At 67.7% G+C, this 18,031-nt stretch carries 12 protein-coding genes and 1 pseudogene; 6 read left to right on the forward strand and 7 right to left on the reverse strand.

Annotation, left to right across the window (positions count from 1 at the left end; genetic code table 11):
* The first annotated feature begins 13 nt into the window (after positions 1 to 13).
* Positions 14 to 1,780, forward strand: coding sequence for a pectinesterase family protein (locus tag IP91_RS09305; protein WP_199754549.1), 1,767 nt, complete (start codon positions 14 to 16; stop codon positions 1,778 to 1,780).
* Between the two features lie 674 nt (positions 1,781 to 2,454).
* Entirely contained in the window at positions 2,455 to 2,997 is a 543-nt protein-coding gene (locus IP91_RS09310; RefSeq protein ID WP_145648645.1) for a hypothetical protein, read from the forward strand.
* A gap of 49 nt (positions 2,998 to 3,046) precedes the next feature.
* On the opposite strand, the gene IP91_RS09315 is transcribed toward IP91_RS09310, so the two are convergent.
* Positions 3,047 to 3,376: a hypothetical protein gene (locus IP91_RS09315; protein WP_145648646.1), complete on the reverse strand. Its 330-nt coding sequence runs from the start codon at positions 3,374 to 3,376 to the stop codon at positions 3,047 to 3,049.
* Positions 3,377 to 3,567: 191 nt separating this feature from the next.
* Positions 3,568 to 4,473, reverse strand: a pseudogene (locus IP91_RS09320) (AraC family transcriptional regulator); the annotation flags it as partial.
* Between the two features lie 96 nt (positions 4,474 to 4,569).
* Between IP91_RS09320 and IP91_RS09325 the strand changes: the two are divergent.
* On the forward strand, positions 4,570 to 5,319 hold the full coding sequence (locus IP91_RS09325; RefSeq protein WP_145648647.1) for an SDR family oxidoreductase: 750 nt from the start codon (positions 4,570 to 4,572) through the stop codon (positions 5,317 to 5,319).
* Positions 5,320 to 5,499: 180 nt separating this feature from the next.
* Positions 5,500 to 7,962, forward strand: a complete 2,463-nt coding sequence (locus IP91_RS09330) for a glycoside hydrolase family 95 protein (protein WP_199754551.1) — start codon at positions 5,500 to 5,502, stop codon at positions 7,960 to 7,962.
* 64 nt (positions 7,963 to 8,026) lie between these two features.
* Here IP91_RS09330 and IP91_RS09335 read toward each other — a convergent pair whose 3' ends face one another.
* The 5 genes from IP91_RS09335 to IP91_RS09355 form a co-directional block, all read right to left on the reverse strand.
* Entirely contained in the window at positions 8,027 to 8,410 is a 384-nt protein-coding gene (locus IP91_RS09335) for a cupin domain-containing protein (protein WP_145648648.1), read from the reverse strand.
* Positions 8,411 to 8,620: 210 nt separating this feature from the next.
* Complete coding sequence (locus IP91_RS09340; RefSeq protein WP_145648649.1) at positions 8,621 to 9,883, reverse strand: DUF2264 domain-containing protein; 1,263 nt, start codon at positions 9,881 to 9,883, stop codon at positions 8,621 to 8,623.
* Between the two features lies 1 nt (position 9,884).
* The gene (locus tag IP91_RS09345) at positions 9,885 to 11,072 is read right to left on the reverse strand and encodes a glycoside hydrolase family 88/105 protein (protein ID WP_199754552.1); all 1,188 of its coding nucleotides are present in this window, start codon (positions 11,070 to 11,072) and stop codon (positions 9,885 to 9,887) included.
* Positions 11,069 to 12,412, reverse strand: a complete 1,344-nt coding sequence (locus IP91_RS09350) for a BNR repeat-containing protein (RefSeq protein WP_145648650.1) — start codon at positions 12,410 to 12,412, stop codon at positions 11,069 to 11,071. Before IP91_RS09350 ends, IP91_RS09345 begins: the two co-directional genes overlap by 4 nt.
* Positions 12,412 to 15,345 carry a TonB-dependent receptor gene (locus tag IP91_RS09355; RefSeq protein WP_145648651.1) on the reverse strand — a complete coding sequence of 978 codons (2,934 nt, stop codon included), beginning with the start codon at positions 15,343 to 15,345 and terminating at the stop codon, positions 12,412 to 12,414. Before IP91_RS09355 ends, IP91_RS09350 begins: the two co-directional genes overlap by 1 nt.
* 287 nt (positions 15,346 to 15,632) lie before the next feature.
* On the opposite strand from IP91_RS09355, the gene IP91_RS09360 reads away from it, so the two are divergent.
* Positions 15,633 to 16,652 carry a LacI family DNA-binding transcriptional regulator gene (locus IP91_RS09360; RefSeq protein ID WP_145648652.1) on the forward strand — a complete coding sequence of 340 codons (1,020 nt, stop codon included), beginning with the start codon at positions 15,633 to 15,635 and terminating at the stop codon, positions 16,650 to 16,652.
* Positions 16,649 to 18,016 carry an MFS transporter gene (locus IP91_RS09365; protein ID WP_145648653.1) on the forward strand — a complete coding sequence of 456 codons (1,368 nt, stop codon included), beginning with the start codon at positions 16,649 to 16,651 and terminating at the stop codon, positions 18,014 to 18,016. Before IP91_RS09360 ends, IP91_RS09365 begins: the two co-directional genes overlap by 4 nt.
* The last annotated feature ends 15 nt before the right edge of the window (positions 18,017 to 18,031 follow it).

Raw genomic sequence — 18,031 nt, forward strand, 5'->3', positions numbered from 1 at the left:
GCCAGGAGACTCCGTGCACTACCCCATCCACCACATGCGCCTGCCCGCCACGCTTTCGACGCTGGCGGCCCTCTTCCTGACACTCCCGCTGGCCGCCAGTGCGGTCGAACTGCTGCCCCGTGCCGGCGCTACCGGCGTCAATCCCGATACGCGGCTGCACCTCGTGTTCGACAGCGCACCGGTGCTCGGCACGAGCGGCAAGATCCGCATCTACGACGCGCAGGACGACCGCCTGGTCGACACGCTGGACCTGGCGATCCCCGCCGGCCCGACCACGCCGCGCACGGCGCCGCGCGCCGCCTACCTGCCGCAGCCCTACCCCTACGATGGCCCGCGCCGTACCAATGCCGACACGCAGCCCGGCACGCCGACGGCCGGCGTCGCGCCCGCACCGCAGGCGCTGCCGGGCGACTGGCAATGGACCATCATCGGCGGCTTCACGGAAGGTTTTCACTTTTATCCCGTCATCGTGCGCGATAAAACGGCCGCCATCCAGCCGCATCACAATCTGCTGGCCTACGGGCGGACCTATTACGTACAGGTGGATCCGGGCGTGCTGTCGGGCGACGGCTTCAAGGGCATCACGGGCAAGGACTGGCGCTTCACGACCAGGCCGCATGGGCCGGCAGCCGATGCCGCGCGCGTGACCGTCAGCGCCGATGGCCAGGGCGATTTCTCCACCGTGCAGGGCGCGCTCGATCACGTGCCGGACCAGCCGCGCGGACGCACGACCATCTTCGTGAAGAACGGCGACTACGAGGAGATCGTCTACTTCCGCAACAAGCGCAACCTCACGATTCTCGGCGAGGACCGCGACAAGGTGCGCATCCACTACGCGAACAACGAGCTGTTCAACCCGCACCCGCTGAACGTGGCGACCAACGAAGCAAAGGGCACCTTCCCGTCGCGCCGCGCCGCCTTCATGGCCGACAACGTGCAGGACCTGGCCCTGGTCAACCTGACGATCGAGACGACGGCGCACGGCCAGGCCGAGGGCCTGCTGCTGAACGGCGAACGCAATGTGATCAGCCACGTGACGGTGCGCGGCTCCGGCGACGCGCTGCAGACCAACGGCACCGCCTACTACACGGACTTCCGGCTGGAAGGCGAAGGCGACACGATCCTGGGCCGCGGCGCGGCCTTCTTCCGCCGCTGCGACATCGCCTCGAAGAACACCTTCATGTGGATCCGCAATCCGGAGACGAACCACGGCAATGTGTTCGTGGGCTGCCGCTTCACGGCAATCGGCAGGGACACGGACCTGGCACGCCTGCCCAGCAACAAGGGCCGCAATTATCCCTACGCCGAAGCGGTGCTGATCGATGCCACGCTGACGGGCATCATCCCGGCCGGCTGGGGCGAGATCGGGCCGGAGGCGACGCACATCCGCTTCCTGGAAGCGAACAGCCGCGATGCGAACGGCCAGCCCGTGGACACCAGCCAGCGGCATCCGGCCTCGCGGCAGCTCGATCCGCAGCGCGATGCGGCCCTCATCGCGCAGTACCGCGATCCGGCGTGGGTGCTGGGCGGATGGCAGCCCGCGCTGGCGCCATTGATCCTGGCGCAGCCGGTTCTGGTGCAGGGCGGCGGGACGCGGACGCTGTCCGTGCGCGCGGCCGGGGTGCCGGATGTGGCGTACCGGTGGTATCGCGACGGGAAGCCGGTTGCGGGAGCGACGGGCAGCGAGTTGGTGCCGCGCGCGGCGGGCAGGTACACGGTTGAGGTGAGCAATTCGGCGGGGCGGGTGATTAGCGGGGCTGTCGCGGTTGGGGGGATCTGAGTCGGCGTGATGGGCGAGTGCGCGGTTGGCGGTTGGCGGGGGCGCTGCTGTCGGGGCGCTGCTGTCGGGGCGCTGCTGTCGGGGCGCTGCTGTCGGCGGCCGGCGGTCGGCGCCGGGGTAGCGGTGTTGGTGCGCATGCGTTGGCTGGCAGGAGAAGGGCATGGCGGCCTTCGGACGTGAAGTGCCTGATCGGCGGAAGTCAGTTTGCGCGAGGGTAACGGTGCGGGATGGAAGAAGCGGGCTAGGACGCGGGTTGGAGGATGCATGATGCGGGACGCGTGGCAGCTGCGAAGACTGTGGCGTGCGTGCGGTTCGGATGCGCTGACACGGGTGTGCTTGCGCAGATGGATTAACGCGGCGCGAGTGGCGTGAGTGACGCGGGCCAAACTGGGCAAGTGACAACTTGGGTGACGTAGGCGGCGCGCGGCTTTGCCTGGTCAGCGAATCGCCCGCGCCCTTTATCGCCGAGGCTGGCGACTCACGCCGGGTCCGGGGCCGTACACCCTCGGCGCCCCCTCAGGGAAAATTACTCAACATCCCTTCTCTTTCCCTCTTTTCTGAACTTTTCCCTGCTGGAGAGGTCCAACCGAATATGTTTCCGCACATTTGAGTAAAAAAGAGAGGAGGATTCAAGCATGCTTCCCCGAGTGAGCCTGGAGATCTCCGGCACCACGATGCTGGCGCTGCTGCAGCACCTGGCCTTTCGCCGTTACGATGCCGAGCCTTGCGAGGCGGCCGATGAAGCCATTCGCGCCTGGATCGCGGCGCGCCATGCCGCGCCGGTCGAACTGCCGCCCATTCACGGCTATCGCTGGAAAACGCTGTTCCTGCCCGCCGGCACGCGCCTCCGGATACAAAGCCCTCTGCAAACCTGCCATGCCGAAGTGATTGGCGACGAGATCATCTGCGAGAGCCGTGCGGTATCGCCGAACCAGTTCGTGACGGCGTGTGCGGGTGCGCCCCGCAATGCATGGAGCGAGATCTGCCTGCTGCTGCCGGGCGAAAAGTTCTGGAAACTGGCGGGCGTTCGCCGCAACGAGATCCTGCGTGCCGGGAAGCTGGCTGCCGCCGCGGCGTCGTCGGCAGCCGAGGCCATCGCTGCATCGGCACGGCCACCGGTCGTGCCGAAACGGCCGGAGCCGGCGCGCGAGCGGCGGGTGGGCGAGGAACGGCGCGAACCTCGGGACGTGGTGGGCGAAGATTATGAAGATCACTGACCCGGGGCCACGTCGTGATGGCTGGTCGGCGTGGTGCTGACGCTGGAAACTACTCGGGTAGCGCGGCAAACCACTCCGCATACGGCGTATTGGCGACCATCCGGCGATTGAAGTCCGGCGCGCCATCCGTCCACCAGGCCGGCCCGCGTTCGCCCAGGCCGCGCTTGGCCCCATCGACCTCGGCGCGGGCGGCGCGTTCGGCCTGCGCATCGCCAGCCTTCTTCGCCACGCCCACCTGGCGCCTGGCCGCCATCAGCCGGTCGACAAGCTCCTGCCGAAGCTGGGGATCGAGCGCCGGATTGCTGGTGCGCCAGAGGCGGCCGCGGACGACGAAGTAGCGGCCATCCGGCGTGACGGGATAATGAGGTGCGGCGGACATCGCCGGACTATACCCGATCAGGCTGCGCGGACCGGTTCCTGCAAGCCACGATCTTGCAAGCCCCGATCCTGCAAGCCACGATCCTGCAAGCCCCGATCCTGCAAGCCACGATCTTGCAAGGCCCGATCCTGCAAGCCACGATCTTGCAAGCCCCGATCCTGCAAGCCCCGATCCTGCAAACCGTTGTCCTCCGATGCACGCCCCTGCTCGCGCAGGTAGCGTGCCGGCGGCGCGCCGATATGGCGTGCGAAAGCGACGCTGAACGTGCTGGCGGAGCTGTAGCCCACGCGTCCGGCGGTTTCGGCGATGCTGGCGCCGCCACGGCGCAACAGGTCCTTCGCCAGTGCCATGCGCCAGGCCAGCAGGTATTCCATCGGCGCCGTGCCGACCATGCGGCTGAAGCGTTCGAAGAAGGTGGAGCGCGACAGGGCCGCTTCCTGCGCCAGCTCGGCCACGGTCCAGGCGCGCGCCGGCTCCTCGTGCATGCGGTGCAGCGCCACGGCCAGGCGCGCATCCGCCAGGCCGCGCACCAGGCCGGGCGTGGCCGCCGTGCCCTCGGCCGAGCGCAGCGCCTCGATCAGCAGCACCTCCAGCAGCCGCGCCATCACCACCTCGCGGGCAGGCCGCTGCGCACGCGATTCGTCGTTCACCAGCTGCACCAGCGTTGCCAGGCGCTGCTGGCCTCTGACATGGACGAGGCGCGGCAGCAGCGACACGAGCAGCGCGGCATCGGGCGAGCCGAACACGCAATGCCCGATGATGTAGCGGACGTCCGGCTCGGCATCCAGTGCGCCGAGGCGGAATTCGCCGGGCCGCAGCATCACGGGCGCGCGGTCGAAGTCCCGCGCGGGTGGCGGCACGGTGCTCGACATCGAAAAATCGTAGGTTGCCGGAATCAGCACGAAGTCGCCAGCCACGAGCTCCATGGCGGCGCCGCCCTCGGAGGCGATGCGGCAGGTCCCGTCCAGGACCACGCAGTAGGAAGGCTGCCCCGTCTCGGCACGCCGCACGCCCCACTGCCCCGCACCGCTGACGATCTTCGTGTAGCGCACGCCGGGCTGCAGCAGGCCGACCACCTCGGCCAGCGGATCGATCATCTGGACTCCCGCACAAGTTATTCGGACTGGCGATTGTAGCGCGTCCGGGCATGGTGGCCTATCGTAGCGCTACCGATCACCACCACTGGAGTCCCCATGAAAACCGTCCTGATTACCGGCTGCTCGTCCGGCTTCGGCCTGGCAACGGCCCAACACTTCCTCGAACAGGGCTGGCACGTCGTCGCCACGATGCGCACGCCGCGCAACGACGTGCTGCCCGCTTCCGATCGTCTGCGCATCCTTCCGCTCGATGTCACCGATGCCGCAAGCATCCGCGCCGCGATCGACGCTGCCGGGCCGATCGACGCGCTCGTCAACAATGCCGGCATCGGCGTGCTGTATCCGCTCGAAGCGATCGCGATGGCCACCGCCCGCGCCGTGTTCGAGGCGAATACGCTGGGCACGATCGCCATGACGCAGGCCGTGCTGCCGGCCTTCCGTGCGCAAGGCGCGGGCGTGATCGTCAACGTCACGTCCACCGTCACGCTCGTTCCGCTGCCGCTGCTGTCCGTCTACACGGCCAGCAAGGCCGCCGTGAATGCGTTCACCGAATCGCTGGCGCTGGAGCTGGCGCCGCTGGGCATCCGCACCCGCCTGGTGCTGCCGGGCCGTTCGCCGTCCACCAGGTTCGGCGAGAACGCCCGTTCCCACATGCAGGGCGAGCTGCCGGAAGCGTACCGGCCGATGCTCGATGCCGTCGTGGCAAACGTACGGGGCGACGGGCCCGTCACGCATGCCGAGGACGTGGCGCGCGCCGTGTGGCGGGCGGTGACGGATCCTGCCGCGCCAATGCGCATTCCGGCCGGCGCGGATGCCGAGGCGGTGGCCGCGTCCCTGCCAGGATGAACACCGGCCGTCGCGGCGCCCGCCACGTCGGTTGTTCGATGAACGATGGCGGCGCTACCCGGCCTTCGAGCGCCCGGCCTTTCGAAAGTCGCCGTTCCATCCCCGTGCGATGTTCTTAATATATACTGGACATCACGATCAACGACGGTGTACGCACGAGTGCCGCCGCAAGGAGGAGACATGGCAGAGATGGCAGACAAGGCAGGCAAGGAAAGGACGGGCGGCGGCATCGCGCGGCGTGAATTCATCGTGGCCGCCGGCCTGGCGCTGGCGTTTCCGGGGCTGGCCGGTGCGCGGGCAGCCGTCACCTCGACCGCGGATCGCGAGGACCTGGCGCTGTGGTACGACCAGCCGGCCGGCCCGTGGGTCGAGGCCCTCCCCGTCGGCAATGGCCGCATCGGCGCGATGGTGTTCGGCCGTGTCGCCCAGGAGCGCCTGCAGCTGAACGAGGACACGCTGTTTGCCGGCGGGCCGCACAACCCGAACAATCCCGCGATGCGCGCCGCGCTGCCGCGGGTGCGGGCGCTGATCGATGCGGGGCGCTACCAGGAAGCGTCCGACCTGGCCGAGCGCGACCTGCTGGGCAAGCCGGGCCGGCAGATGCCTTATGGCACGGCGGGCGACCTGCTGATCGATTTCGATGACGCCACCGCGCCTGCCACCTACCGGCGCAGCCTGGATCTCGACAGCGCGATCGCGACGACGCAACTCGGTAGCGCCTCGGTGCGCGAAGTTTTTGCCAGCACGGCGGACCAGGTGGTCGTCGCGCACTTCTCCTCCCCCGGCAAGACGTTCGGCTTCCAGGTCCGCTACCGCCATCCGGACAAGGCCACCTATGATTCCACGCGCCTGACGGAACCCGTGACGCAGGCCGGCAAAGGCGGCGCCGCATGGGATCACCGGGAAGATGCCCGGGTGAGCCAGCGTCCTGCTTCCCTGTCCGTGCGCGGGGATGGCGCAGGCTGTCTGCTGGTCGAAGGCCACAATATCGCCTCGTTCGGCATCGACGGCGCGCTGCGCTACGCGGTGCGCATCAAGGCAGTTGGCGATGGCGAGATCGTCGTCGACGGCGACCGCATCGAAGTGCGCAATGCCACGCAGGTGACGCTGCTCGTTGCGCTGGCCACCAGCTACGTGGACTTCCGGGATGTGAGCGGCGATCCGGTGGCCATCGTGCGGCGCCAGGTCGATGCGGCGGCGCGCAAGCCGTACGGCATGCTGAAGAACGATCACCTGGCCGCGCACCGGGCGCAGTTCCGCAACTTCGCGCTGCGTCTCGACATTCCGGCGCAGGACCGGCGCACGACCAAGGCCCGCATCCTCGATGTGGAGCGCGCGCCCGATCCGGCGATGGCCGCGCTGTACGTGCAGTATGCGCGCTACCTGTTGCTGTCCTGCTCCCGTCCCGGCAGCCAGCCCGCCAACCTGCAGGGCTTGTGGAACGAGGGGGTCAATCCGCCGTGGGGATCGAAGTACACCATCAACATCAACACGGAGATGAACTACTGGCCGGCCGGTCCCGCCAACCTGGGCGTGTGCGTCGAGCCGCTGGTGCGGATGGTCGAGGACCTGGCCGTCAATGGCGCGGTCACGGCACGCGACGGCTACGGCGCGCGCGGCTGGGTCGCGCATCACAACACGGACCTGTGGCGCTCGACGGCGCCGATCGACGGCGCCAAGTATGGCATCTGGCCGATGGGCGGCGCGTGGCTGTGCATGTCGCTGTGGGATCACTACGAATACCATCCGGATGCGGCCTACCTGCGGCGCATCTATCCGCTCCTGAAGGGGGCCAGCCAGTTCTTCCTCGATACGCTGGTGGAGGATCCGCAGGGCCGCGGGCTCGTCACGTCGCCATCGCTGTCGCCGGAGAATGCGCACCGCCCCGGCGTGGCCCTCTGCGCGGGACCGGCGATGGACAGCCAGATCCTGCGCGACCTGTTTGCTGTCACGGCGCAGGCGCATGCGCTGCTGCTTGAGAAAGACAAGGAGTTCGTAGCCGCGCTGGAAAAGACGCGTGCCCGCCTGCCGGCAGACCGTATCGGCGCCCAGGGCCAGCTGCAGGAATGGCTCGACGACTGGGATGCGGCGGCGCCCGAGCAGCAGCACCGGCACGTGTCGCACCTGTATGCGATCTACCCGAGCTCGCAGCTCAATGTGCGCGACACGCCGGCGCTGATCGCGGCCGCGAAGCACACGCTGAACACGCGCGGCGACAAGTCCACCGGCTGGGCCACGGCGTGGCGCCTGTGCCTGTGGGCGCGCATGGGCGAAGGCGACCGCGCGCACGCGATCCTGCTCGGCCTGATGGGACCGGAGCGCAGCTATCCGAACCTGTTCGACGCACATCCGCCGTTCCAGATCGACGGCAACTTCGGCGGCGCGGCCGGCATCCTGGAGATGCTGGTGCAGTCATGGGGCGGCGAGATCCGGCTGCTGCCGGCATTGCCGTCGTCGTGGCGGGGCGGCGCCTTGCGCGGCGTGCGGGCGCGCGGTGGTGTCGAGATCGATATCGAATGGAAGGCCGGCCGCTTCACGCGTGCGGTGCTGCGCGGGCCGGCCGGCAAGGTCGTGCAGATCAGGGATGGCGCGCAGCTCGTCGCGCTGACGCTCGACGGCAACGGCCAGGCCATCTACCGCTGAGCCCGTGTCCACCATGGGGTCAGACCCCGACATGGACACGAGCTGGGCCGTTGACCGACGATGGTCAGTGGCCGTGCTGCTCTTCGTAGGCGTCGGCTTCCGCCTTGTCCTTGTGGATGATGCCGTCCGGGTGCTCGGGTGGCGTGTACAGCGTGTACAGGCGCAGCGGCTCGTCGCCCGTGTTGATCACGTTGTGCTGCGTGCCGGCCGGGATGACGACGGCCACACCATCTTCCAGCTGGTGCTCCTCGCCATCCAGGATCGCCTTGCCCTGCCCTGCTTCCACGCGGATGAACTGGTCGTGTCCCTCATGCTTCTCCGCGCCGATCTCCTCGCCCGCCTGCAGCGTCATCACGACGAGCTGGCTGCGCTGCGTGGTGTACAGCACCTCGCGGAAGTAATCGTTGGACAGGGTCTTTTCTTCGATATTGATACTGAAACCGGACATGATCGCTCCTTTGAATACGGTATGTCTTTTTACCATATCCGGCGGCATCGCGTCGGCGGCAGAAGGGAGAGCCACTGCCGAGCCCGTGTCCACCCTGGGGTCTGACCCCGACATGGACACGAGCTCGGCTGCAAATGCAGCTCAGTCCGTGTCCGAGTCGGGGTCTGCCCCCCAGGTGGACACGAGCTGGACCGTTGGTGCGGCGGCCGGTCAGTAATCGACCGCGTAGTCCTTGGCGAACTTCGCGCCGGAGAAGGCGCGCTTCTGCGTCCAGTCCTGGGCGGGCGACGTCCAGAAGCTGTCGGTGGCGGGCAGGCCGAGGGCGAGGAAGCCTTCGGAGGCGATGTACATGCTGCCGTTGTTCGAGTACCAGTCGCCCAGCTCCGGCTGGTGGCCGTTGAAGCCGATCGTCAGGTAGCCGTCCGCGTTGAAGTTCGACGGATTGGTCCAGATGGCGCGGTGCGCGGCGTCGAGGGCGGCGCGGACCTGGCCTTCGGGCAGCGATTTCGGCAGCTGCTTGCGCCAGGCCAGCAGCGCCAGCGGCTGGAACACGGCCGTGCGGTAGGTGAGCGAGCGGCCGATCGGCGGCCAGGTGCCCTGCGGCGAGATGAAGCGTTCCAGATGTTCACCGTAGCGCTGCATGCGCTTCATGGCCTGCGCCAGCAGCTGGTCCGGCTTGCCGTTCCAGAACACGCCCTTCTTCTCGGCCAGCACTTCCAGGATCTCCACCAGCATCGGGTACATCACGTACGAGCAGTAGTAATCGAAGTGGAACGACTCGCCGTCCTTGATCCAGCCGTCGCCCACGTACCACTCGTTGACCTTGCGGATCGCCACGTTCATGCGCATCGGGTCGTATTCCTCGCCGATGGACAGCAGCCACGCCTCGTTCATCGCGGCGAACAGCATCCAGTTGATGTACGGCGGCTCGATGCGGCGCAGCGACTTGATCTCGGCGATGATGCGGCGTTTCGTGACCGCGTCGAGCGGCTCCCACAGCTGCTTCGGTGCGCGCATCAGCGCATTGGTGAAGTAGGCCGAATCGACCAGCGTCTGGCCGGGGCCCTTCCACAGCAGGTAGTCCGGGCTTTTCGGATCGACGGAATGCACATAGCTTTGCAGCGCAGCCTCGCGCAGGCGCTTGCGGGCGACGCCTTCCGGCGTGCCGTCATCGGGCAGCGCCAGCCACGGCGCCACGCCGGCGATCAGGCGGCCGAAGCATTCCAGGTAAGTGACGCCCTTGTCGCGGCCATCCCACGTTGGGCTCACTTCGAGCTGGAAGGTCTTCTTCAGCTGTCCCTTGGCCATGTTGAACAGCACCGGCTCGGCCATCCTGCGCATCAGCCCCAGCTGGAAGGCGCGGGCATCGCCCGGCGCGGCCACGGCATCGGCGCCACCCGCAACCGCATCGGCACCCAGCATCGCCGCCGGCGCCGCAGCGGCCAGCGTACGCATGAAATTACGACGTTCCATCTCAGTTTCCTTTATCGATCAGGCGCACGTATTCGGCGCCGGCCAGCAGGAAGGCGCCCACGCCGAAGTGCGCGGTCGAGTTCTTGTCCACCACCTGGCCGGGGATGGCGCGGTCGCCGATCGGCTGCACGTAGCCCAGGCGGCCATCCGGCTGCACGGCCACCGTCGTCAGGTACTGCCAGCCGCGCTGCGCCACCGGCAGGTACTCGGCACGGTCCAGCAGGCCGCTGTTCACGCCCCACAGGAAGCCGTAGGTGAAGAAGGCGGTGCCGCTGGTTTCCGGGCCGGGCGTGTGGGCCGGGTCGATCAGGCTGCGCGTCCAGTAGCCTTCGGCCTGCTGCGAGCGCTTCAGGGCCACGGCCATGTCGCGGAAGTCCTGCACGTATTCGGCGCGGTATGGATCGTCCTTCGGCAGTTCTTCCAGCACGCGGGCCAGCGCGGCGAACACCCAGCCGTCGCCGCGCGACCAGAAGTCCTTCTTGCCGTTCGAGCTCTTGTGCTGCGGGTAGACGTAGCGCGCGTCGCGGTAGAACAGCTTCTCCTCGCGGTCGTACATGATCGTTTTCGAATACGCGTAGTACTCGTGCATCTTGGCCAGGTACTGCTTGTTGCCGGTGATGTTGTACAGCTTCGTCATCACGGGCATGGCCATGTACAGGCCGTCCGCCCACCACCAGTAATCCTTGTTGGGAGTACCCATCTGGTATTCCATCACCTCGCGTGCGCGGGCGATCTTGGCCGGATTCGGATCGAGCTTGTACAGCTCCGCATAGACCTGGAAGCTGGTCTGCCAGTCGCCGAACAGCACGTGGTCTTCCGTCTCGCCATAGGTGTACTTCCACTTCGACTTGTCGGTCGAGCGGGCACCGATCCAGCGGTTGTGCTCGGCCCAGTCCTTCGTGTAGCGCAGCGCCGCTTCGTCGCGGGTGACCTTGTAGGCCTCGATGTTGCCCGTGTGGTAGGTGGCCACGTTCCAGAACGCCCACTCCTTCGAAGGCGTGGTCTTCTGCCAGTAGGTGTTCACCTTGTTCATGGCGGCGATGACTTCCGCGCGGCCGGCCTTCGCTGCCGGCTTGCCGGCAACCGGTGCGGCCTGCGGGGCGCCGCCTTGCGCCGTCGTCGTGTCGGTGGCGCAGCCGGCCAGCGCACAGGCGGCGGCCACGATGCCGCAGATGATCCGTCGTTTCATTGTTGATCCTTGTCTTTTGCGGGTTGCCATTCGAGCACGCGCACCATCGAGGGTGCGCCGTGCGCCAGTCCTTCTCCGTCCGCCTGCCGCACGGCCTGCACGAACAGGTGCAGTTCGCCCGCGCCGCGCCAGCGGTCCATGTCGATATTCGGTTCCCACGCGCCCACGCCATCGGCGGTCAGGTCGCGCACGGCCCAGGTGCCGCGTGCCAGGTCCACGCTGGCGGCCGATACGCGGCTGCCCCGTTCCTCGTCGCGGAACACCAGCAGCGCCTTGTCGCCCTTTGCATCGACGACCAGCTGCGGCCGCGCCACGGGAATCGCCTTGGTGCCGCCGCCGCTCAGCGAGAACGGCGTGCGCCGGAACGGCAGGTCCAGCGTCTGCCAGCCCTGCCCCGTCCAGTGCACGATGCGGTACTGCGGCACCGTCTCGCCGGCCTTGCGCCAGTAGGTGGCGATGTACGGCCGCCCGGCACCGTCCGCCGCCATCGATGTCTGGTTGATCAGCTCACTGCCCTGGGGGATGCGCGCCGCGTAGTCGGCGGTCGATGCCACGACCGGCAGCGCCAGGCGCCGGCCGCGGCTGTCCTCCCACGTCAGGCCGCCATCGCGCGAGCGCGCATAGGCGATGTCGTGGTTGCTGGCCACGTCCGGCGATTCGCGCCAGGTCCAGGAGAGATGGATGGTGCCCGATGCGTCGACGACGGTCTGCCAGTAGGCGCTGCGCTTGCCCTCGCCGCCCAGCACATTGTCGTGCAGGCGCGTCCACTGGCCGGACACGGGATCGCGGCGGTTCAGCACCAGGTTGCCCCGGCCCGAGCCGCCGTCGCGGTACAGGAACAGCATGGCGCCATCGGCCAGCCGGTGGAATTCGGGATAGGAGACGGAGCCTTCGTCCTTGCCCGTCATCGGCTCCGCGGCGCGCAGCGTGATGGCATGCGGCGCGGTGCCGCGGGCGTAATGCAGGGGGTTGTTGTGGTGGTCCCAGGCCACGTGCAGCACGCCGGCACCGTCGATGCCGATGCTGATGGCGTTGTGCGCGTCCTTCACGTTGCCCGTGTACTGGGTGGGCGACAGCTCCCAGTCCGTCGTACCGAGCTTTCTCCGGCCCAGCACCACGCGCCCTTCGGCATCGTAGTAGGCGATGAACTGCATGCCGCCGTCCGAGACCAGCGCATTGCGCCGGAAGACGACGGTGTTGACGGAATTGTCGGCCCAGCCCGGGCCGACATCCACCAGCTTGACGTCCCCGGGCTGCGAACTGCCAGCCTGGTGCGCGCAGCCTGCGGCGGCCAGCAGCATCGCCGCCGCCGCAGTCAGTGTCAGGAAGGTTCCCCGCATTACAGCTTGCCGCGGATGCCGATCTTGATGGTGCGGCCGTCGTACTTGGCGTAGTCCATGCGGGTCTTCTTGCCGCTGCCGTAGGTGCCGGTGGCGTCTTCGAAGTAATCGTAGGCCAGCGTGTTGGACAGGTTCAGCGCATCCAGGCGCAGCTCGAGCTTCTCGCTGATCTTGTAGCTGATGTTGCCGTCCAGGTAGCCGCGGGCAGCGCGCCAGCGGATCAGGTCATCGCCGTTGTTGCGCGGGTTATCGCCATGCAGCGAGCGGCCCTTGTAGTTCCACGACAGGCGCGCGGCAAACGGACCGTTCTCGTAGTAGCCCGTGGTGCTGTAGGCGAACTTCGGCACGGAGTTGACTTCGATTTCCTTGCCGGCGTTGGTGATCCACTTGGCGCTGTTGAACGGATCGATGTGCGTGAAGCTGGCCAGCGCGCCGAAGCCCTTGAACGGATCGGGCAGGAAGTCGAAGGCCTGCTGGTACGACAGCTCGTAGCCCTTCAGCACCTGGCGGCCGGCATTGGTGTAGCTGCGCAGCGTGATCGGCAGGTTCGGGTCGACGCGGCCGTTGGCATCCTGGAAGATCGCGCCCAGCGCCGTATCCGGCAGGCCCAGCGCGCCGAACGTGGTGATCGACGTGTTGGACACGGTCGCATCCGTCAGCACCTTGCGGAAGTAGCCGGCCGACAGCAGGCTGCCCGGCTTGAAGTACCACTCCAGGCTCGTGTCGAAGTTCTTCGACTGCTGCGGCTTCAGGTTCGGGTTGCCGGCGGTGGCCGAGTTGTCGAACTGGTTCGGGATGACCGTCTGCGCGGCGATGATGCCCAGCGAGGCGCGGGAGATCGTCTTGCCGAACGAGGCGCGCCACATCAGCGTGTCCGTCACGTCCAGCGCGGCGCTCATGGCCGGCAGCACGTTGCTGTACTTGCCCTCTTCCTGGTTGGCGCCGTAGGTCAGGCTGGTGCCCTGCTGCTTGAAGTTGTCGATGCCCGTCTTCGTTTCCGAATACCGCACGCCGGCATTGATGCGCAGTTCCTTGCCGAACACTTCGCCCTTGAAGTCGGACTGGGCGAACACGGTCGAGACCTTTTCTTCGGCCGTGAAGCTCTGGGCCGGCGTGAACGCGGCGCTCGTGTTGTACACCAGCGGGTTGAAGGTGCCGTAGGTGTAGTCGCGCGTGAAGGTGCCCCAGGCGCTCGGCCAGCCGGCGCCCATGTCCAGGTTCCCGATCGGCAGGTCCGACGTCATGCCGGCGCGCAGGCCCGCATTGCCCAGCGAGGTCAGTTTCGCCTTGGCGGCCGTGGTGCCGTTGCGCTTGTCGATGCCCTTGGTCGTCTGCACGAAGCTCACGCCCGACTTGAAGTGGCCCGTCCAGCCGCCCGGCAGGTCGTAGTCCAGGTCGGCAACGATGCGCGCCTGGCGGCCCTTGTCCGTCTCTTTCGTCCAGCCGGTGCCGATGTCGAAGCCGGCGAAGTTGGCCGGGTTGGTGTAGCTGGTGGTCGAGGACAGCGACGGATACACGTGGTCGTCGCCGTAGTCGATGGTGGAATCGACGCCGAAGATCTGGCCGGACAGCGTGCTCTGATACGACAGCGCGCTGCTGTTGTTGGCGCTGGCCTGGGCCGTCAGCACCAGCTTGTCGCTGGCTCTCCAGCGGGCGTTCAGGGCGCCGTAGCCGAATTCCGTCTCGTCGTTGGCGTAGGTGACGCCGCTGCTGTACGACGTGTTGCCGAAGGTGCCCGTCAGCAGGTTCGACGACGGATCGATCTTCACGTTCAGCGGAATCAGGCCGCTGTTGTTGCCCTGCCCGGCCGGTGCCGTGCGGTCGGTGGTCTTGCTGTTGCGGACCAGCAGGCCGAAGTACATCTCGTCGCGCTCGTTCTTCAGCTTCGAGTACATCGTGTCGAAGCTGATGTTCAGGTCACCGCTCTTGTACTGCAGCGAGGAGACCATGCCGTCGCGCGTGCGGTCGTTGGCCGAGCCGTAGAAGCGGTAGATGCGTGGCAGCAGTGCCTTGTCGATCTGGTCCCGCGTGTAGCCGGACAGGTTGGCGCGCGGCGAACCGTAGTCCAGCGCCAGCGCGAAGTTGCCCTTCACGGGGCTCTGGCTGCCGGCGAACGAGCTGTTGTAGCCGCCCGTGGCCTCGAAGCCGGAGCGGTTGTTCACGCTGCCGGAGTGGGACAGGCCGATCAGGAAACCGACATCGCCCCAGGTGTTCGAGTACAGCGCGAAGCCGTTCGGATCGCCGTGCTTGGAGCTGGTGTTGTAGGTGCCCGTCAGGCCGTAGCGGATGGTCTTCTTCGGATTGTCGAACGGCCGCGGCGTCTGCAGGTCGACGACGCCACCCAGGCCGCCTTCGGTCAGCTCGGCCAGCGGCGACTTGAAGAAGTCCACGCGGCCGAACAGTTCGGACGCGAACACGTCGTAGTTGAAGCCCCGTGCGGCGGTACCGATGGTGGCGGTGGACGTGGTGTTGACCGGCGCGCCGTTCAGCGTCGTCACCGAGTACTCGGTCGGCAGGCCGCGGATCGAGATGCGCTGGCCTTCGCCGGAGCTGTCGTCGCGGTTCAGGATCACGCCCGGCACGCGCTGCAGCGATTCGGCGATGTTCGCTTCGGGGAACTTGCCGATGTCCTCGGCCACGATGGAATCGCGCACGCCGATGGCGGCCTGCTTCAGGTTCAGCGCCTTCTGCAGGCTGGAACGGAAGCCGGTCACGACGACGGTATTGACCGGCGTATCGGCGGCCGGTGCGGCAGGTGCCGAAGTGGCGGGCGCCTGGGCGGCATCCTGCGTGACGGTCTCGGTACCGGCGGCGCCGCCTTCGCTGGTGGTGGCCGGGGTCACGGCGGGCACGGCTTCCTGGGCATGGGCCTGGGAACCGTAGGCGGCAGCCAGCGCGAGCGGCAGCAGCGTGGCGAGGATCTTCTTGTTCATGGTGTCTCCACTGAGGATTTGTCTGGTCGGGCCAGGGGCACGAGGCTGCCGGTGAACACAAAAACCAGGGACCGGCCCTGTGCCGCGTGATGTGGTCACGTTACCACAGCACTAGTTTGCACAAATGATCATCAATTTGATCGTTTCATTGTGGCAATCCTAAGCCTTTGACTTCATTAAACAAAGTCCGCTCAAGGTCCTTTACAGGATGTGGTAACGTGACCACAATGTACTGCGGGAACTTGTCTTAATGGTACAGTCAGACCCTCTCCCAGCATTGGATCACCATGCGCAAGGCCAGCAAGCTCAGTGAAGTGGCGCAGATCGCCGGCGTGTCGCCGATCACGGCCTCGCGCGCCATCCGCGGCGTGGGCTATGTGTCCGAAGCGGCGCGGGCCCGCATCATGGCCGCGGCCAGCCAGCTGAACTACACGCCGGACATGCTGGCGCGCCGCATGCGGGGCGACCGCAGCAACCTGATCGGCATGTTCGTCAATAACTACGGCTCCGTGGTGCTGCACGAGATCACCCGCGCCATCAGCGCCGAAGCCCGCGCGCGCGGCTACGACATCCTGCTGTTCAACGCCGAACGCTTCGACAGCCCGGCGAGAGCCGGCACCAGCGACATGCTGGGCAAGCTGTGCGACGGCCTGCTGCTGGTGATGCCCAATACCGCGGATGGCTTCCTGGACGTGATCGGCGAAGGCCGCGTGCCCTGCGTGCTGGTGCACTTCGATGGCCGGGAAGTGGCCGCCCCCGTCGTCGCGTTGCAGAACCGCAAGGGGGCCGAAGCAGCCGTCACGCACCTGCTGGACCTGGGCCACCGCCGCATCGGCTTCATCGGCGGCACCTCGCACACGGGCCAGAGCGGCGAACGGGAACGGGGCTACCGCGATGCGCTGCGCAATGCCGGCGTGTCCGTCGATCCGGCCCTGATCGCGGAGGGCGCGTTCGCCCAGGCCTCCGGCAACGCGGCGGCGCAGAAGCTGCTCGCCCTGGACCCGCCGCCGACCGCCATCTTCGCCGCGAACGACGAGATGGCCTTCGGCGTCATCGATGCGATCCACAGCCGTGGCCTGAAGGTGCCCGGGGATGTCTCCGTGATCGGCTTCGACGACATTCCGCTCGCCAGCCACGTGTTCCCGCCGCTCACCACGATGCGCCAGCCGATGGCGGAACTGGCCGCGCGCGCGGTGGGCGACGTGGTCGCCATGATCCAGGGCGAAGCCGTGCCGGCGGTGAAGACCGCCTTCCCGATGGAGCTGGTGATCCGGCAGTCGACCGGTCCCGTCCCCGCTGCCGGATGATGGCCAGTCCGGCGGCCCCCACCCCGACGATGAACGCCGGTTCAGGAAAGACCGGCGCGGCCGCCGTTGCCGGCACCGCCGGTACGGTCACCGGCACCGCTACCGGCGCGGCGCTGGCCGGCGTGCTGTGCTGGCTGCTGCTGGGCGACCTGGGCATCGCCATGCGCGACCGCGCGGCGCTGCCCTCCGGCCTGGAACTGCTGCGCGTGGCCGGCGCCTCGGACACGACGACGTCCCTGCTGCTGTCGATGATGCCGGCCATGCTGTCGATGCTCGTCGTGCCGCTGGTGGGCTGGCATTCGGACCGGTTCCGCAGCCGCTGGGGGCGGCGCCGGCCGTTCCTGTTCGTGGCCGCGCCGGTCGGCTGCGCGGCACTGGCCGGTGCCGCCTTCTCGCCCGCGCTGGGCGCCGCCCTGCATGCCCTGCTGGGCGCCTGGTCGCCCGGAGCGCAGACCAGCCGCCTGGCCGTGTTCGGCGTGTTCTGGACCGTGTTCGACTGCGCCGCGCTGTGCGCCCTGTCCCTGTTCACGGGTCTCGTCAACGACGTGGTGCCGTTCGGCTGGCTGGGCCGCTTCTACGCGCTGTTCCGCATCGTGGGCCTGAGCGCCGGCATCGCCTTCCATACCTGGCTGTTCGCCCTCACCGAGCGGCACCTGGCCACCATCCTGGCCGGCACGGGCATCGTGTTCGGCAGCTGCATCCTGCTCATGTGCGTGATGGTGAAGGAAAGCCCGGCACCCGCCTCGTCGTCAGAGCGCTCGCGCACTCTGCTGCCCCGCGGCGTCGCCGTGCGCCCGCTGCTGTGGGCGATCGGCATCTTCGTCTGCGCCAGCGCCACCTTCAATCCCTTCAATACCTTCTATCAGTTCTTCGCCCATGCGGCCGGGCTGCCGAAAGCCACGCTCGGCCTGCTGACGGCCAGCGGCTACGTGGTGTCGATCGTGTCCGCCTTCGGCATCGGCTGGCTGGTGGACCGCTACGGTGCCGTGCGCGTGTCCGCCGTGGTCATGACCGTCTACTGCGCGGCTGCCACGCTGGGCTGGTTCACCGTCACGGATGCGGCCAGCTTCAAGGTGTTCTACCTGGTGCACGTGATCGTCTCGGGCGCCTGGTTCACTGCCGCCGCCTCGATGCCGATGGCGCTGTTCCCCCGCGCGCGCTTCGTGCAGTACAACGCCACCAAGGATTTCATCGTGGTGGGCACCACCATCGTGCTGGGCGCGCTGCAGGGTCCCGTGCTGGATTTCTCGAACCACGATTACCGTCTCACGCTCCTTTCCGGCGCCGTGTCCGGCCTGCTTTGCCTGCTCTGCATGGCACGGCTGCTGGCCGCGCGCGGCGCCCTCCCCTCCACCGCCGGCTGACCGCCGGCTTCACGC

Origin of the sequence: Pseudoduganella lurida, from assembly GCF_007830455.1 — a bacterium.
GTDB classification, from domain to species: domain Bacteria; phylum Pseudomonadota; class Gammaproteobacteria; order Burkholderiales; family Burkholderiaceae_D; genus Rugamonas; species Rugamonas lurida.

Bases quoted from the DNA above. Each gene is read 5' to 3' on its own strand.
- IP91_RS09340 (WP_145648649.1), bottom strand. From the start codon at position 9,883: ATGGAACGTCGTAATTTCATGCGTACGCTGGCCGCTGCGGCGCCGGCG.
- IP91_RS09345 (WP_199754552.1), bottom strand. From the start codon at position 11,072: ATGAAACGACGGATCATCTGCGGCATCGTGGCCGCCGCCTGTGCGCTG.
- IP91_RS09355 (WP_145648651.1), bottom strand. From the start codon at position 15,345: ATGAACAAGAAGATCCTCGCCACGCTGCTGCCGCTCGCGCTGGCTGCC.
- IP91_RS09315 (WP_145648646.1), bottom strand. From the start codon at position 3,376: ATGTCCGCCGCACCTCATTATCCCGTCACGCCGGATGGCCGCTACTTC.
- IP91_RS09325 (WP_145648647.1), top strand. From the start codon at position 4,570: ATGAAAACCGTCCTGATTACCGGCTGCTCGTCCGGCTTCGGCCTGGCA.
- IP91_RS09360 (WP_145648652.1), top strand. From the start codon at position 15,633: ATGCGCAAGGCCAGCAAGCTCAGTGAAGTGGCGCAGATCGCCGGCGTG.
- IP91_RS09350 (WP_145648650.1), bottom strand. From the start codon at position 12,412: ATGCGGGGAACCTTCCTGACACTGACTGCGGCGGCGGCGATGCTGCTG.
- IP91_RS09310 (WP_145648645.1), top strand. From the start codon at position 2,455: ATGCTGGCGCTGCTGCAGCACCTGGCCTTTCGCCGTTACGATGCCGAG.
- IP91_RS09335 (WP_145648648.1), bottom strand. From the start codon at position 8,410: ATGTCCGGTTTCAGTATCAATATCGAAGAAAAGACCCTGTCCAACGAT.
- IP91_RS09330 (WP_199754551.1), top strand. From the start codon at position 5,500: ATGGCAGAGATGGCAGACAAGGCAGGCAAGGAAAGGACGGGCGGCGGC.
- IP91_RS09365 (WP_145648653.1), top strand. From the start codon at position 16,649: ATGATGGCCAGTCCGGCGGCCCCCACCCCGACGATGAACGCCGGTTCA.